Here is a 16,046-nt window from a genome sequence, read left to right on the forward strand (position 1 = left end):
TCCCGGCCGGGCGCACCCACGTCAGGAGATCCCATGAACCGCGCTCCACGGCGCGTCACCGCGACGGCGGCCGCACTCGGTCTGTCCCTCGCGGTCGCCGCGTGCTCGCCGGCCGACGGCCCAGGGACCGTGCCGGGCCCGTCGTCGGCCGGCACCTCGGACGCGGGGACCACCCAGGCGGGTGGGGCGTTGCCCGGTGCGCACGTCCACGGCGTCGGGATCGACCCGGAGGACGGGCTGGTCCACCTCGCCACCCATGAGGGGTTGTTCCGCTACGACGCGTCGGGGCCCACCCGCGTGGGACCCGTGATCGACCTGATGGGCTTCACCGTCGCCGGACCCGGTCACTTCTACGCGTCCGGCCATCCCGGGGCCGGCACCGATCTGCCCGACCCGGTCGGGCTGATCGAGTCCACGGACGGTGGCGAGACGTGGACGGCGCTCTCGCGCCAGGGCGAGTCGGACTTCCACGCCCTGACCGCGTCCGGCGCGCGGGTCGTCGCGTTCGACGGCGCCGCGCTGCAGAGCACCGACGACGGCAAGGTCTGGCGCGACCTGGTCGCACCCGTGGCGCCGTTCGCGATGGACGTGTCCCCCGACGGCAGCACGATCGTGGTGACCCATCAGGCGGGCCCGGTCCGGTCCACCGACGCGGGCGGGACCTGGGACCCGGTCGCCGACGCCCCGCTGCTGCAGATCGTCGACTGGGCGGACGACCGGACGGTCGTCGGCGTGACCCCGGACGGGGTGGTCGCCGTCAGCGCGGACGCCGGCGCGACGTGGGACGAGGCGGCGCGCGTCGAGGGCGCCCCGCACGCGGTGGCGGCTCATCGCCGGGCCGGCGGGTCCCTGCGCGTGGTCGTCGTGACCGAGGACGCCGTCCTCGACTCCGTGGACCTCGCGGACGGCTTCGCCCCGCTCGCCGGCTCCTGACTCGCCGGCGGCCGAACCGCCGGAAGTCAACGGGATCTTCATCGGACGGCGAGCGTGCGCGCGGGGAGCGGGACCCAGAGTCAGGAGCGAGAGGTCCGGACCCCTGAACCCGTGTGGAGAGTGCCGATGTCGTCCCCTGCCCGCCGCCCGATCGTCGGCCTCGTCGCCGCCGCGAGCACCCTGCTCCTCGCGGCGTGCGGCTCCACTGCCGGCCCCGCGTCCCCGCCCCCTGCCAGCGCGGCGGCCGAGCCTGCCGGGGCCGGTGCGGTGGCGGGGACGGTGTGGGTCGCGAACGAGGGTGACGGCACGCTGACGGCGATCGACGCGGCGAGCGGTGAGGTCGTGACCACCGTCTCCGGGATCCCCTCGCCGCACAACGTGCAGGCCAGCCCGGACGGCGCCACGGTCTGGGCGGTCAGCGGGGAGAACCGCGCCGTCGCGGTCCTGGACGCCGCGACGTTCGAGCTGCTCGGCACGGCGCCGACGGGGGCGAGCCCCGCCCACGTGGTCCTGTCGCCCGACAGCGCGAGCGTCTACGTCACCAGCGCCGGTGAGGACACGCTGGCGCGGTACGACGCGGCCGGCCCGACGCCCACCGGCACGGTGGCTCTCGGTGCCGGACCCCACGGCCTGCGCCTCGGCGCCGACGGGACGGTCCTCGTCGTGGCGAACACCTCGGCGGGAACGATCGACGTCGTCGACCCCGTCACGTTGACGCGCACCGCGACGATCGCCGTCGGCAGCTCCCCGGTGCAGGTCGCGGTGTCCGCGGACGGGCGCCTCGCGTACGTCAGCCTCGCCGGGCAGAGCGCCGTGGTCGAGGTCGACCTCACGGCCCAGGAGGTGCTCCGTAGCGTCACCGTCCCGTCGCCACCGGTCCAGCTGTACCTGACCCCGGACGGGTCACGCCTGCTGTCGGCCGACCAGGGCAGCACCGACGCCCCCGGCAGCACCGTGTCCGTCATCGACACGGCGACGATGTCCGTGTCGGAGACGGTCCGCACCGGCTCCGGCCCGCACGGCGTCGTGATCGACCCGAGCGGCGTGGTCGCGTGGGTGACCAACCTCTACGACGACACGGTCTCGGTCCTCGACCTGACCACCGCCACCGTCACCGCCACCGTCGAGGTGGGAGACCTGCCCAACGGCATCTCGTTCACCCCCCGCACCGCGTCCCGCCCGTCCACCCCACCGTCCCTCACGGTGCCCGACTACAGCGGGCCCGACGACGGCGGCGGCACCGGGTCCGACCACGGGGACGACGGGCACGCTCACACCGCGGCGTTCACCGACCCGCCCGCGGCCCCCGCCGCCACGTTCCCCGCGTCGCCGGGGGACCACGACCACATCGAGGGCGAGGACGGCCACGACGACCACGGCACCGAGCCGTCGCAGGAGAACCACACCGTCCACGGTGCCGGCCCGGCGCAGGAGGACCACACCCAGCACGGCGCCGACCCGGCGCAGGAGGACAGCAGCCACGCGGGTGCCGGGAGCACCGGTGACGACGGGCACGACGACGGGCACGGTGCGCCGGCCGGGCCCGCCCCGGAGCGTCCCCGGGTCGCGGTCCTGGCGACGTTCGCGGGCGTCAACGGCGCGGTGCTCGTCGCCGCGGCCGTCCTGCGTCGCCGTGACCGGGACCGTCCGCGTCACCGTCCCCGCGCGGGCGCCACACCGTCCCCCGCCTGACCCGCACACGCACCCGAACCCGCGACCGCACCCGAACCCCAGGAACCCGCGATGACGACCCCGACGCTCACCCCGCCGCCGCCTGCCGGGCCGACCGACCCCGACGTCAGCCCCGGTCCCGACCTGACCCCGCCCCCGGTGGGCCGCAACCTCATGACGATCCCCTGGGTCGCGCGGTCGTTGCGCTCCGGCTGGTACCCGAAGATCTTCCAGATCCCGATCGCGGCGGTGTTCGGGCTCGTGGCCTACCAGCTGCTCGCCGGTCCGGACTCGGCCCACGACAACGCCGGGACCGCGTTGATGTGGGTGCTGTGGTGGCCGGTCATCCCGATCGTGTTCGTGCTGCTCGGTCGGTTCTGGTGCGCGGTGTGCCCCTTCGGGGCACTGTCCGATGCGGTGCAGAAGCTCGTCGGGGTGAACCGCCCGGTCCCGGGCTTCCTGAAGCGCTACGGCATCTGGATCATCGACGCCTCGTTCCTCCTCATCACCTGGGCCGACCACGTGTGGGGCGTCGTCGAGTCCCCGTGGGGCTCCGGCATCCTGCTCCTGCTGCTCACCACCGCGGTCATCGCCTCCGGCGCGCTGTTCCAGCGGCGCACGTTCTGCCGGTACCTGTGCTTCCTCGGCGGGCTGGCCGGCAACTACGCCCGCGTCGGGATGGTCGAGCTGCGCGCCGACAGCGCCGTCTGCACGACGTGCAGGTCCAGGGCCGTCTGCTACAACGGCAACGACAAGGTCGCCGGGTGCCCGCTGTTCACGTTCCCCCGGACCATGGAGGACAGCGCCAACTGCAACCTGTGCGCCAACTGCGTCAAGTCCTGCCCCAACGACGCGATCCAGATCCGCCTGCGCAAGCCCACCTCCGAGCTGTGGTTCGTCACCAAGCCGAAGATCGAGCAGTCGATGCTCGCCATGGCGATCATGGGCATCGTCCTGATCCAGAACGTCACCATGCTCGAGGTCTGGGCCGACGTCCTCGCCTGGATCGAGGCCACCACCGGCATCACCAGCTACCCGGTGATCTTCACCGTCGCGTTCGTCGTCGCCGTGTCGGTGCCAGTCGCCCTGCTGGCCGTCGCGTCGCGCGTCGCCGCCGCACGCAACCTCGAGGACACCCGGCTCAACTTCACGCGCTTCGGGTACGCGCTGATCCCGCTCGACGTCGCCGGGCACCTCGCGCACAACCTGTTCCACCTGCTCGCCGAAGGCGGATCGGTCTACTACACCGTGGCGAACGTCTTCGGCGCAGGCGTCAGCGGCGACCCGGCGCTCCTGAGCACCGGGACCATCCAGGTCCTGCAGTTCGCCCTGCTCGGCCTCGGCATCGCAGGCTCGATCTACACCGCGCGTCGCATCGCCCACCGCCGCCACCGCACCGGCGAGCGCCGCCGAGCGACGCTCACCCCGTACGTCGCGATCATCGCGCTGCTCGGGGCGATCAACGTGTGGATGTTCCTGCTGCCCATGGCGCACCGCATGTGACGCGGTGCGACGCGCCACCGGACGGACAGCGACCGGTGGGTCAGCTCGGGACCAGCGTGTTCGCGAAGATCTGCCACGCCAGGAGCGTCTTGGCGACGAGGCTGGCCGTGATGTACGCGCGCTCGCCCAGCAGGTAGTCCGAGAACCTGCCGACCGGCCGGTACTGCAGCCACTGGATGAGCGCGAAGACGTTGAAGAACAGGAAGATCGAGATGATGATCCCGTAGACGAACCCGGGCGGCTCGGCCGCGCTCGTGGATCCGGGCGAGACGACGTAGACCAGGATCGCGAGCCACGGGACCACGCCGGCGATGCAGCCGAAGACGAACGGCAGCCAGCCGCCGTCACCGGGGGTGTGGTACTTCTCCTGCAGCCACCCGAACAGGATCATCGAGGCGTTCACGCCGGCGATCCCGAGCAGCGCGGCGACGTCGGTGATGCCGGTGATCTGCGCGATGAGCACGATCATCAACGTGCTCGACAGCGAGTACTCGACCCAGCGGAAGTAGTTGTGACCCTGCCGGAGACCCGCGGTGTAGCGGCCGAAGCCCCAGGGTGAGGCGACGATCGCGTGGAAGAGCGCCGAGAGCGCGAAGAACGCGGCCACGGCGGGCCCGAGGGGCAGGTCGAGGATCAGCACCGGCTCACCCGCGGGCGTCCCCGGCGGGCCCTCGAGGTAGCTGGCCGTGACGGGCAGCGCGAAGTCGTTGGACAGGGCGACCACGGCGGCGGCCTGGCTCGCGTGCGCGACGGCGGCGATCACGTTGTACCGGCGCAGCGAGCGGAACCGCGCGGTCAGGTCTGCCGCCGGTGTGGTCCCGGTCGGGGGGTTGGCCGTCGCCATGCGTGCGCTCCCTGGTCCGCCGCCACGCCGCGTCTCCCCGCGGCGCGCGCGGATCCCAACCTATCGACAGAGGGGCGACACCGCCCGCGGCCCGCAGGCTCACGACGGACCCGCCGGGACGACCGGGCCGGGACCCGACCGGTCACCCGCCGGGGAGGGTCACCGTGAAGGTGCTTCCGCCGCCCGGGCCCGGGCTGGCGCCGGTGAGCGTCCCGTCGTGGGCGTGCACGAGCGCGAGGCAGATCGCCAGGCCGATCCCTGACCCCCCGCGGGCGCGGTCCCGGGCGGTGTCGGCGCGGTAGAAGCGCTCGAACACGTGCGGCAGGTGCTCGGGTGCGATGCCCTCGCCGGTGTCGTGCACGCTCAGCGCTACCCGCCCGTCGCCCGCGAGGGCGGCGCGCAGCGTGACCGCGCCCCCGGCCGGGGTGTGCCGCAGCGCGTTGGCCACCAGGTTGTCCAGCACCTGCGCGAGCCGCAGCCGGTCCACGTCGACGTCCGGCAGCCCGGCGGCGACGTCGTCGTCGAGGCGCACGCCGCGCTCGGCGGCGCGCTCGCGCGCAGCAGCCAGCGCGGCCGACACGAGGTCGCCCGGGCTGACGGGCCGACGGTCGAGGGCCAGGTCGCCGCTCTCCGCGCGGGTCACGGCCGCCAGGTCCTCGGACAGCCGGGTCAGGCGCGTGGCCTGGTCGCGCAGGAGCGCCACGGTGTCGGCGTCGAGGGCCTGCACCCCGTCCTCGACGGCCTCGAGGTAGGCCGTCATGGTCGCCACGGGCGTCCGGACCTCGTGCGCGACGTCGGCGAGGAGGCGGGTGCGCAGACGCTCGCCGTCCTGCAGCCGGGCGGCCATCTGGTTGAAGGCCTCCGCCAGGTCGTCGAACTCCCGGCCCATCGCGGGTGACGGGACGCGTGAGTCGTACCGGCCCGTGCCCAGGTCGGAGGCTGCGGCGGACAGCGACGCCAGGGAGTGACCGATCCGGCGGGTGAGGACCAGCGACACCGCCAAGCTCGCCACGCCGGCCGCCGCGAGCGCGAACCCCAACGCCATGGTGCTCGCGGACCGGAACGCCTCCTCGGCGTGCAGGACGGCCTCGTCGTGGTCGTCGAGCCCGGCGCGGAGCATGTGCTCGTGGAAGACGGCCGGCCCCACCTGGGTGGCGACCGCCCAGGCGGTGATCGCCCCGGCGAGCATGACCAGGCCGATGCCCGCCAGGAGCCGCCCGGCCAGGCCCCATCGGGCCGGCTCGGCGGGCGTCGGACGCGTCACCGGCCGGGGCCCATGCGGTAGCCGACGCCGCGCACGGTGCGGACGAACCGCTGCTGCTCGGCGCTGTCCCCGAGCTTCTGGCGCACGTGCAGCACGTGGACGTCCACGAGGTGCTCGTCCCCGACCCAGCCCGGCCCCCACACGGCCTCGATCAGCGCGGGCCTGCTGAAGACGAGGCCCGGCCGCGAGGCCAGGGCTGCGAGGACGTCGAACTCGGTGCGTGTCAGGGCGACCGGGTCGCCGTCGACGCACACCTCGCGGGCGGCCGGGTCGATCGTCAGCGACCCGACCGTCACCGCGGGCTCGGCCGCCGGTGGAGCGGCGGCCGGGGAGCGCCGCGGCCGCCGCATCAGCACCCCGATCCTGGCCATGAGCTCGCGAGGGCTGAAGGGCTTGGTCATGTAGTCGTCCGCGCCGACCGACAGCCCGATGAGCGTGTCGACCTCCTCCGCCCGGGCCGTCAGCATGAGGACGTAGCAGTCGGAGAACGTGCGCAGCCGGCGGCACAGCTCGACGCCGTCGACGCCCGGCAGCCCGAGGTCCAGGACGACGACGTCGGGGTCCACCTGGCGCAGCAGGTCCAGCGCCTCGGTCCCGTCGTGGCAGACGTGCACCTCGAACCCGTCCCGTTCGAGGTAGCCGGCGACCAGTCGGGCCAGGGCCTGCTCGTCGTCGACCACGACCGCGCGTCGGCCCACGGGCCCGGGGATGCTCACGCCCTCATTGTGTGGCGGAGCGTCGCAGCCGCAGCGCGTGCGATCGGCACCTTCATCGGATCTTGATCGAACGACGACGACGCGTTCAGCCGCACCCCGCACGCTGGGTCATGTCACCCGGACGGCGCACCACGCGTCGACGACCGCCGCATCCCCGACCCCTGGGAGCTCCCATGTACCGCACGCGTCGACGTCTGGCCGCCGCTGCGGCCGCCCTCGCACTGGGGGCTGCCCTGACCGCGTGCGCCGGGCAGAGCGGGGCCTCGGCGCCGTCGGCGAGCGTCGGGGCAGGGTCCGAGGTCGCGGCGCACAACGACGCCGACACCGCGTTCGCGCAGATGATGATCGTGCATCACGAGGGCGCGATCGAGATGGCCGGCCTCGCGGTCGAGCGAGCGGACGACCCCGCCGTCCTCGCGCTGGCCGAGCGCATCGAGGCGGCCCAGTCCCCGGAGATCGAGCTGATGGCGGGCTGGCTCGAGGCGTGGGGCGAGGACGCGACACCGGTGGGTCACGAGGGCATGGACCACGGCGGCATGCAGATGGAGGGCATGGACCACGGCGAGGCCATGGGCGTGCTCGACGACCTCGAGGGCGACCCGTTCGACCAGCGGTTCCTCGAGCTGATGATCGCCCACCACGAGGGCGCCGTCGTGATGTCCGAGAGTCAGCTCGAGGACGGCGAGAACCCCGACGCCCTGGACCTCGCCCAGCAGATCATCGACGCCCAGACCACCGAGATCGCCGAGATGCAGGCCCTCCGGACGGGCTCCTGACCACCGGCCGAGCCCGCCCCGATCCACCCCGGAACTGGTCGCACATGTGACCACTGCCCGGCCGCGACCGGGCAGATGCGACCACTTCTGGGCCCGGCGGCCCGCCGCGCGTCCGATCGGGGGGCTACCGGTGCTCCAGGACGACGATCGCCGTCGGGCGGCTGCGTCGGGCGGCGTGCTGGGCGGTGCTCGCGTCGATCGCGAGGTACGCGGCCCAGAGGCGGTCGCGCTCGGCACCCTGCGCCGCGCGGGCCCGGACGTCGCGTCGGCCGTCCTTGAGGTCGACCGTCGCCTCCGGTGTCGCCTGCAGGTTCAGCCACCACGCGGGTTCGGGGTCGGCCCACCCGTTCATCGCCAGGGTGACGAGGTTCGGTCCGTCCTCGAGGTAGGCGAGGATCGCCGCGCGTTCGGCGCCGCTGCGCCGGCCCGTCGTGCGCAGGACGACCGTCCCCCACCGACCGGGGCGGGGCGTCCACAGCCCGAACCGCCCGCGGGAGACCCGGTACATCGCCCGGTGCACCACCCACGCCGTCCGGATGAACCAGCGGGGCGGGAGCTTCGGGGTCGGTGCGGCGGCGTCCACAGCAGGTTCCCTCCGGCCCGGGACGTCGGCGGGACGCGACGATCGCGACACCCCTGCGACGGGCCACGCGCCAGCCTGTCCGACATCCGGACGGGCTGTCACCGGTCGAAAGGACGAGCCGCTGCGGCGCACGAGCGCGCTCGCAGGCCGTCATCGCCCCGTGGCGGCAGGTCGCTGCCGCGAGACCGGCCCGTGGTCGCCGACGCGGTGCGGTGGGCGATCTCCGCCCGCTCCCGCGGGGCGGGAGCCCCCCGGGAACGGGACGTCGACGGGGGCTCAGCCGCCGTACGGCAGCACCGCGCGCCCCGGCACGTCGACGCGGACGCGGAACAGCGCGCCCGCCTCCGGCTCGGGGTCGTCGAGGTGCTCGCGGGACGTCGTGATGTACAGGTCCCGCAGGTCCGGACCGCCCAGCGTGCAGGCCGTCACGAGGCGCACGGGCAGCTCGACCTCCGTGAGCACGTCGCCGGACGGGGACACGCAGCGGACGCGGCCGTCGCGGTTCATCGCGACCCACACGTTGCCGGCGGAGTCGACGACGAGCCCGTCGGGGCTCGCGTCCCGGCCCGTGACGAACGGCCGGCGGTGCGTCAGGCGCCCGTCGACCACGTCGAACACGTCGGTCCGGCCGGTCGCGGTGTCGTCGTAGTAGGCGAGCGTGCCGTCGGGGGAGAAGTCGATCCCGTTGGAGATCGTGACGTCGTCGAGGACGACCTCCACGTCGCCGTCCGGTGCGATCCGGTACAGCGCGGCACCGCCGGGCGTCACGTCGTAGGGCATCGACCCCGCGTACAGGTACCCCCACGGGTCGCAGCCGCCCTCGTTCATCCGCACACCGGGGTCGGACCACAGCTCCGGCAGCGGCGTCGGGGCACCGTCCGGGGACTCCGCGAGCCCGATGCCGCGCGCGAGCCCCACGACGTAGCCGCCGCGGCTGCGCGGCCGCACGAACGCGGCGATCTCCCCGACGTGCAGCCGGTCGACCGTGCCGTCGCGCAGCGTCAGCAGGTCGCCCGCGAGCAGGTCGACCCAGCGCAGCCCGCCCCACGTCGGTGACCAGCACGGACCCTCGCCGTGGTAGGCGACGGCGTCGGTGACCTGCTCGGCTCGCAGCACGGTTGCTCCTCGGTGGTCGGGTGGTCCGAGCCTGACGCGCCCACCCCCGCGACGCACGTCGACACCCCGCCCGCTCGCGTCGAGCAGCCGTGGGTCGGGCCCTCCGGTGAGCGTCACGTGAACAACCGCCCCGTCGTGACCGATGTGACCGGATTCACCGGCTCGGGTGACCCGATGCCTCCTACAGTCGACGCATGAACGGACTCGCCCTCGCCCAGCAGAAGATGCGTGACGCCGGCGTGCCCGCGGCCGCCGTCGACGTGTTCACCCGGTTCCACGGACTCCTGGAGTCCGGCAGCACGGGCATCGTCCGGGAGGCGGACGTCGACCCGCTCACGGGCGTGCCGCACCTCGACGCCCTCGACGTCGACGACGCCGCGGCGGCCGACGCCCTCGCGCGCACCGCCGTCATCAAGCTCAACGGAGGTCTCGGGACGTCGATGGGCATGGACCGTGCCAAGTCGCTGCTGCCCGTGCGCGACGGCCGCACGTTCCTCGACGTCATCGCCGACCAGGTGCTCGCGGCCCGCGAGGCGACCGGGGCGCGGCTCCCGCTGGTGCTGATGAACTCGTTCCGCACGCGCGACGACAGCCTCGCGGCGCTGGCCGCCCACCCGGCGCTGGCCGTCGACGGCGTCCCCCTGGACTTCCTGCAGAACCGCGAGCCCAAGCTGCTCGTCGACGGCCTGGCGCCCGTGACCTGGGAGGCCGACCCGACGCTCGAGTGGTGCCCGCCCGGGCACGGGGACCTGTACCCGGCGCTGTTCGCGTCCGGCGTCCTGACGGCCCTGCTCGACGCGGGCTTCCGGTACGCATCGGTCTCCAACTCCGACAACCTCGGCGCCACCCCGGACGCGCGCGTCGCCGGCTGGTTCGCGGGCACGGGCGCACCGTTCGCCGCCGAGGTCGCGCGCCGCACGCCCGCCGACCGCAAGGGCGGTCACCTGGTGGTCCGTCGCAGCGACGGGCGGATCGTCCTGCGGGAGTCCGCGCAGACCGCGCCGCAGGACGCCGACGCCGCCGCGGACATCGCCACGCACGCCTACTTCAACACTAACAACCTGTGGCTGGACCTCGAGGCGCTGGCCGCCGAGCTCGAGCGCACCGGGGGCGTGCTCGACCTGCCGCTGATCCGCAACGAGAAGCACGTCGACCCGACGGACAAGACCTCGCCCAAGGTGGTGCAGATCGAGTCCGCGATGGGCGCCGCGATCGAGGTGTTCGACGGCGCCGCGGTGCTCGAGGTCGGCCGCGAGCGGTTCCTGCCCGTCAAGACGACGAACGACCTGCTCGTCCTGCGGTCCGACGTGTACGACGAGGACCCCGCCCACCGGCTCGTCGCCGTCGTCGACGCGCCCCTGGTCGACCTGGACCCGGCGCACTTCGCGCTCGTCGGGGACTTCGACGCGCACGTGCCGCACGTCCCGTCGCTGCGCGGGTCGACGTCCCTGACGGTGCGCGGGGACTGGACGTTCGGGCGCGACGTGCGGGTCGTCGGTGACGCGGCGCTGGTCGGTGACGGGGGCGTCGTGCCGGACGGCGCGACGCTCGACGCGCACGGTGCCGCCGCGGCGGCGCGCCCCTGATCGGACGCGCGCAACCTCCAGGCCGGCCCGGCCCGGCCCTGCACATGGCGAGGGCCGGCACCCAGGCGCGTGACGCCAGGTGCCGGCCCTCGGGTGCGTCGTCTCAGCGGCGGCGCTTGCCCGCGTAGCCCGCGTACAGCGACACGAACAGGGCCGCGAGGATCACCTGGAAGAGGACCTCGATCCAGTCGATGCCGTCCGTGACGGCGACGCCCACCTGCTGTGCGAGCCACGTACCGATGATGGCCGCGACGATGCCGATGAGGATCGTCACCAGGATGGAGATGTGCTGACGGCCACGCACGACCAGGCGGCCGAGTGCGCCGATGATCGCGCCGACGATGATGGCGCTGATGATTCCGCCGATACCCATGTCACTCCTCAGAGGTCAGGACCGATAGTCGGTCTGGGAGGAAACTAGGGCAGGTCGGGCAACTTCGCCTGTCGAGAGCGTCGCGGACGCGCTTCGACGCGGGAGACGAGACTCCGACGAACCGGGCATGCGGTGTACGCCGGGCCGGTAGGTTGCCGTGCTGGGGGGGCCGTCCACCGTCCCTAGGGAGTCCCGTGTCCGACGCCTTCGCGGTCGTGCCCGCGCCGCTCGTCGTCCAGCCGTTGCCGCTCCAACCGTTCGTGATCACCCGCTCGACCATCGTCGTGGTCGACGCGGACGACGACCTCATGCCGATCGCCGTGCTCACCGCCGACCTGCTGGGCCGGGTCACCGGCCGCGCGGTCGAGATCCGCTACGCCGAGCTGGACGCGGCGGGCGTCGTGCGGATGCGGCTCGTCGAGGACCTGCCGCCGGGCCCGGAGACGTACCGGGTCGTCGTCGGCGCGGGACGGGTGCGCCTCGAGGCGCGCACCACGGAGGGCCTCGTCCACGCCGTCGTGACGCTGCGTCAGCTGGTGCGCGAGCGCCCCGACGGCGGCGTCGAGATCGACGCGGTGCGCATCGAGGACTCCCCGCGGTACCCGTGGCGCGGCCTGTCCGTCGACGTCGCGCGGCACTTCGTCAGCGTGCCGGACCTCAAGGTCGTCATCGGGCTGATGGGCCACTACAAGCTCAACGTGCTGCACCTGCACCTGACCGACGACCAGGCGTGGCGCCTGGACCTGCCGTCACGGCCCGAGCTGGTGCGCCGCTCCAGCGCGCACTCGGTGGACGGCGACCCGGGCGGGCACTACTCGGCCGCCGACTGGGACGAGATCCTCGCGTACGCCCGTGCCCGCGCCATCCGCGTGGTCCCCGAGATCGACGTCCCCGGGCACGTGAACGCGGCCCTGCACGCCTACCGCGAGCTCAACCCGGACGGGGAGCCCGCCGCCGAGTACCTCGGCATCGACGTCGGCTTCTCGCGCCTGTCCGACGACCTGCCCGCGACGCACGAGTTCCTCGCCGACGTCTTCGGGGACCTCGCCGACATGACGCCCGGCGGGTACCTGCACATCGGCGGCGACGAGGTCCTGACGATGGGGCACGAGGAGTACGAGCGGCTCGTCCGGGCCGCGTCGGCCGCGGTGACCGCGCACGGCAAGCGCGTCGTCGCGTGGCAGGAGGTCGCCTCCGTGCCGGACCTGCCGGAGGGGACCGTCGTGCAGTACTGGGACACGCGGGTGGACCCGGCACCGTTCGTCGCCGCCGCCCGGGACGGAGCGCAGATCCTGCTCTCCCCGGGGTCCCGGGTGTACCTCGACATGAAGTACACGCCGGACTTCCCCCTGGGGCTGCAGTGGGCCGGGTGCGTCGACCTGCGGGACGCCTACGACTGGGAGCCGGCGGACCTCGTCGCCGGGCTGCCGCCCGAGGCCGTCATCGGCGTCGAGGCCGCCCTGTGGACCGAGACGCTGCGCACGCTCGAGGACCTGACGACCATGCTGCTGCCGCGGCTCGCGGCCGTCGCCGAGGTCGCGTGGAGCGCGCCCGGGCGCCGGGACTACGACGACTTCGCGGCGCGGCTGCGCCGGCACGGCCGGCACTGGGACCGCATGGGCCTGGTGTGGCACCGCTCGGCGCAGGGCACCTGGGACGACTGACGCCGGCCCGTCAGACCCCGGCCCGTCAGACCCAGGTCGGCAGCCACATCCGGATGTGCCACGCGTCCCACGGGATGACCCACGCCGCCCACACCGGGTAGAAGTACAGCCCCACGCCCGCGACGACGGCGACGAACACCCCCACCGCCACGACCGTCCAGCGCCGCGCGCGGCGCTCGCGCGCCGTGCCGTCGTCGCCGACCGCCGGCCCGACCAGCAGCCCCAGCACGTACACGAGGGTGAGCACGACCCACGGGACGAACGCGACCGTGTAGAACGTGAAGATCGTGCGGTGGGAGTACGCGAACCACGGCACCCACCCGGCGAGCAGGCCGGACAGGACGGCCCCGGCGCGCCAGTCCCGGTACCGCAGCAGCCAGAACAGCGCGACGAGGATCGCGGCCGCGCCGCCCCACCACAGGACCGGGTTGCCGAGCGCGACGATCGCCTGCGAGCAGGACTCCGCACCGCACGCCTGCTGCGCGGCGTCGCCCGTCAGGCCCGAGACCTCCGGCGGGTAGAAGAACGACGTGGGACGCCACTGCACGATCCAGCCGAGCGGGCCGGCGGCGTAGCCGTGCGGCGTCTCGAGGCCGTTGTGGAACCGCCACATGTCCTGGTGGTAGGCCCACAGCGACCGCAGCGGCGCGGGCAGCCACAGCAGGCCCTGCTCGGGGTTGTCCCGCGCCCAGTTGCGGCTCCACGCGTTGTCCGACGCGAACCACCCGGCCCACGACGCCAGGTACGTCAGCAGGGCCGTGGGGACCATGACGAGGAACGCCAGGAGCGCGTCCTTGAGCAGCGTGGCCCGCACCCACGGCCGCACGCCGGCGGTGCGTCGGGCCGTGGCGTCCCACAGGACCGTGAGCAGGCCGAACACGGCGAGGAAGTACATGCCCGACCACTTGGTGCCGATCGCCAGGCCGAGCATCAGACCGGCCGCGAGCCGCCACCAGCGGAACCCCAGGCCCGGGCCCCACCGCAGCGGGTCGCCCGCGTCGAGGATCGCGGCCGTGCGCACGGCGAGGCGCCGCCGGGCCTGCTCGCGGTCGAGGATCAGGCAGCCGAACGCGGCGAGCGCGAAGAACATGAGGAACGGGTCGAGCAGGCTGATCCGGGACTGCACGATCGCCTGCCCGTCGAGCGCGAGGAACAGCCCCGCCGTGGTCCCCAGCGCGGTCGACGCGAACAGGCGCCGCGCGATCCGGGCGATCATCAGGACGGCGAGGGTCCCGCACACGGCCGCGGCGAACCGCCAGGCGAACGAGCTCTCGACCCCGCCTCCCAGCCGCATGCCGAGCGCGATCATCCACTTGCCGACGGGCGGGTGGACGACGTACTCGGGGTCGGTGCCCAGCATGCTCGTGTCGCCGGCCTCGAACCGCGCGTTCGGCTCGTCGCCCCACGACGCCTCGAAGCCGCGGACGAGCATCGAGTACGCCTGCTTGACGTAGTACGTCTCGTCGAAGACCAGGACGTGCGGGCGCCCCAGGTCCCACAGCCGCAGGAACCCGGCCAGTGCCGTGACGCCCAGCGCCCACAGCCAGCCGTGCAGACGGGCGCGCGGGGTCGCGTCGAGCTCGAGCGTCCCGGAGCCGAGCAGGCGGCGCAGCAGGCGCGGCCCGTGCGGTGCCGTGTCGGCGGCGGGCACGACGTCCTCGCCCGACGCGGCGGGATCGGGCACGGGGTCCGGCTCGGCCGCCGGTCCCACGTCCGGCTCGACGTCCGGTCCCACGTCCGGCTCGACGCCGGGCCGGACCTCGGGACCGGCGTGCGCGTCCGGGTCGGGCGGCGCGTCGTCGCTCACGGCCGTGGCTGGGAGCGCGCCCGCGGCGGTCGGCAGGGGAGTCCCCTGGCCGGCAGGCTGGCGCTCGGTGTCGTCTCCGTCGGTCGGCACCGGGCCATCGTAGAGGTACCGGACCGGGGCAATCCGGCAGTCCGCCGGCCGGTGCCCGACGGCCCCGGCGCGCGGCCCGGACGGGCGGCGACGGGCGCGGTGGCAGGCTGGGGCGGTGACCCCGACGCCCCCGGCCCTGCCCGGCCCCGACGCAGGTCCCGACGCGACGCCGGACGCGGCGTCCGACACGACGCCCGGCGCGGCGTCCCACCCGGCCCAGGACGACGCCCCGGCCGCCCGCGTCCCGGCGGCGCGCTCGGTGCGCGGCGGTGCGCTGGTGCTGGCCGCGACGCCCATCGGGGACGCCGAGGACGCGTCGGCGCGGCTGCGCCGGTTGCTGGCGCAGGCCGACGTGGTCGCGGCCGAGGACACCCGCCGGACGCGTGCGCTGGCGGCCCGCCTCGGCGTGACGATCGGCGGCCGCGTCGTCAGCCACCACGAGCACAACGAGGCGGACCGCGCGGACGACCTGCTGGAGGTGGTCGCGGGCGGCGGCACGGTGCTGGTCGTGTCCGACGCGGGCATGCCGACCGTCTCGGACCCCGGGTTCCGCGTCGTGCAGGCGGCCGTGGCCGCCGGGCTGGCCGTGACGGTCGCGCCGGGACCGAGCGCGGTGCTGACGGCGCTCGCGCTGTCCGGCCTGCCGACGGACCGGTTCTGCTACGAGGGCTTCCTGCCGCGCCGGCCGGGGGACCGGGCGCGCGCGCTGGCCGCACTCGCCGCGGAGCGCCGCACGATCGTGCTGTTCGAGGCGCCCCACCGGGTGGCCGACGCGCTCGACGCGCTGGTCGTGGCGTTCGGCCCCGAGCGGCCGGCGGCGGTGTGCCGGGAGCTGACCAAGACGTACGAGGAGGTGCGGCGCGGGCCGCTGGCGGAGCTGGCGGCGTGGGCCCACGCGGACGAGGTGCGCGGCGAGGTCGTGCTGGTCGTCGGCGGCGCACCGGCGGACGGCCCGCGCGACGTCGCCGACCTGGTCCCCGAGGTGCTGGCCCGCGTCGACTCCGGTGAGCGGCTCAAGACGGTCGTCGCGGAGGTCGCCGAGGCCACCGGCGTCCCCAAGCGCGACCTGTACGCGGCGGCCCTGGCCTCCCGCACGACCTGACGCCCGGCCGGCCTCCCG

Annotated in this window: 14 protein-coding genes; 7 read left to right on the top strand and 7 right to left on the bottom strand. The window is 74.4% G+C overall.

The features are described from left to right. Window positions 1-33 precede the first annotated feature (33 nt). The 3 genes from OKX07_RS04755 (at window position 34) to OKX07_RS04765 (ending at window position 4,107) form a co-directional block, all read left to right on the top strand. On the top strand, window positions 34-933 hold the full coding sequence (locus OKX07_RS04755) for a F510_1955 family glycosylhydrolase (RefSeq protein WP_265630710.1): 900 nt from the start codon (window positions 34-36) through the stop codon (window positions 931-933). Window positions 934-1,059: 126 nt separating this feature from the next. Further along, window positions 1,060-2,625 (top strand): hypothetical protein, encoded by a 1,566-nt coding sequence (locus OKX07_RS04760; RefSeq protein WP_265630711.1) that lies wholly within the window; start codon window positions 1,060-1,062, stop codon window positions 2,623-2,625. 51 nt (window positions 2,626-2,676) lie between these two features. Then, a complete protein-coding gene (locus OKX07_RS04765) occupies window positions 2,677-4,107 on the top strand; it encodes a 4Fe-4S binding protein (protein WP_265630712.1) in 1,431 nt (476 codons plus the stop codon). Between the two features lie 40 nt (window positions 4,108-4,147). Here OKX07_RS04765 and heR read toward each other — a convergent pair whose 3' ends face one another. The 3 genes from heR to OKX07_RS04780 form a co-directional block, all read right to left on the bottom strand. Beyond that, window positions 4,148-4,951, bottom strand: a complete 804-nt coding sequence (gene heR / locus OKX07_RS04770) for a heliorhodopsin HeR (protein WP_265630713.1) — start codon at window positions 4,949-4,951, stop codon at window positions 4,148-4,150. Window positions 4,952-5,093: 142 nt separating this feature from the next. Then, window positions 5,094-6,215: a sensor histidine kinase gene (locus tag OKX07_RS04775; RefSeq protein ID WP_416220824.1), complete on the bottom strand. Its 1,122-nt coding sequence runs from the start codon at window positions 6,213-6,215 to the stop codon at window positions 5,094-5,096. Further along, complete coding sequence (locus tag OKX07_RS04780) at window positions 6,212-6,931, bottom strand: response regulator transcription factor (protein ID WP_265630714.1); 720 nt, start codon at window positions 6,929-6,931, stop codon at window positions 6,212-6,214. Before OKX07_RS04780 ends, OKX07_RS04775 begins: the two co-directional genes overlap by 4 nt. A 173-nt stretch (window positions 6,932-7,104) precedes the next feature. Between OKX07_RS04780 and OKX07_RS04785 the strand changes: the two genes are divergently transcribed. Next, the gene (locus OKX07_RS04785; RefSeq protein ID WP_265630715.1) at window positions 7,105-7,707 is read left to right on the top strand and encodes a DUF305 domain-containing protein; all 603 of its coding nucleotides are present in this window, start codon (window positions 7,105-7,107) and stop codon (window positions 7,705-7,707) included. Window positions 7,708-7,831: 124 nt separating this feature from the next. On the opposite strand, the gene OKX07_RS04790 is transcribed toward OKX07_RS04785, so the two are convergent. Together OKX07_RS04790 and OKX07_RS04795 are read right to left on the bottom strand one after the other, a co-directional pair. After that, window positions 7,832-8,290, bottom strand: a complete 459-nt coding sequence (locus tag OKX07_RS04790) for a nitroreductase/quinone reductase family protein (RefSeq protein ID WP_265630716.1) — start codon at window positions 8,288-8,290, stop codon at window positions 7,832-7,834. A gap of 276 nt (window positions 8,291-8,566) precedes the next feature. After that, window positions 8,567-9,406: an SMP-30/gluconolactonase/LRE family protein gene (locus OKX07_RS04795; protein ID WP_416220825.1), complete on the bottom strand. Its 840-nt coding sequence runs from the start codon at window positions 9,404-9,406 to the stop codon at window positions 8,567-8,569. Between the two features lie 194 nt (window positions 9,407-9,600). On the opposite strand from OKX07_RS04795, the gene OKX07_RS04800 reads away from it, so the two are divergent. After that, entirely contained in the window at window positions 9,601-10,992 is a 1,392-nt protein-coding gene (locus OKX07_RS04800) for a UTP--glucose-1-phosphate uridylyltransferase (RefSeq protein WP_265630717.1), read from the top strand. Between the two features lie 103 nt (window positions 10,993-11,095). Here the strand turns inward: OKX07_RS04800 and OKX07_RS04805 are convergent, their stop codons facing one another. Then, on the bottom strand, window positions 11,096-11,365 hold the full coding sequence (locus OKX07_RS04805; RefSeq protein ID WP_265630718.1) for a GlsB/YeaQ/YmgE family stress response membrane protein: 270 nt from the start codon (window positions 11,363-11,365) through the stop codon (window positions 11,096-11,098). Window positions 11,366-11,559: 194 nt separating this feature from the next. Between OKX07_RS04805 and OKX07_RS04810 the strand changes: the two genes are divergently transcribed. Continuing rightward, window positions 11,560-13,029 (top strand): family 20 glycosylhydrolase, encoded by a 1,470-nt coding sequence (locus OKX07_RS04810; RefSeq protein WP_265630719.1) that lies wholly within the window; start codon window positions 11,560-11,562, stop codon window positions 13,027-13,029. Between the two features lie 25 nt (window positions 13,030-13,054). Here OKX07_RS04810 and OKX07_RS04815 read toward each other — a convergent pair whose 3' ends face one another. Continuing rightward, window positions 13,055-14,926, bottom strand: a complete 1,872-nt coding sequence (locus OKX07_RS04815; protein ID WP_322746826.1) for a dolichyl-phosphate-mannose--protein mannosyltransferase — start codon at window positions 14,924-14,926, stop codon at window positions 13,055-13,057. A gap of 259 nt (window positions 14,927-15,185) precedes the next feature. On the opposite strand from OKX07_RS04815, the gene rsmI reads away from it, so the two are divergent. Next, window positions 15,186-16,028 (top strand): 16S rRNA (cytidine(1402)-2'-O)-methyltransferase, encoded by an 843-nt coding sequence (gene rsmI / locus OKX07_RS04820; protein WP_265631806.1) that lies wholly within the window; start codon window positions 15,186-15,188, stop codon window positions 16,026-16,028. Window positions 16,029-16,046 lie beyond the last annotated feature (18 nt).

Origin of the sequence: Cellulomonas sp. S1-8 (assembly GCF_026184235.1) — a bacterium.
GTDB lineage: Bacteria > Actinomycetota > Actinomycetes > Actinomycetales > Cellulomonadaceae > Cellulomonas.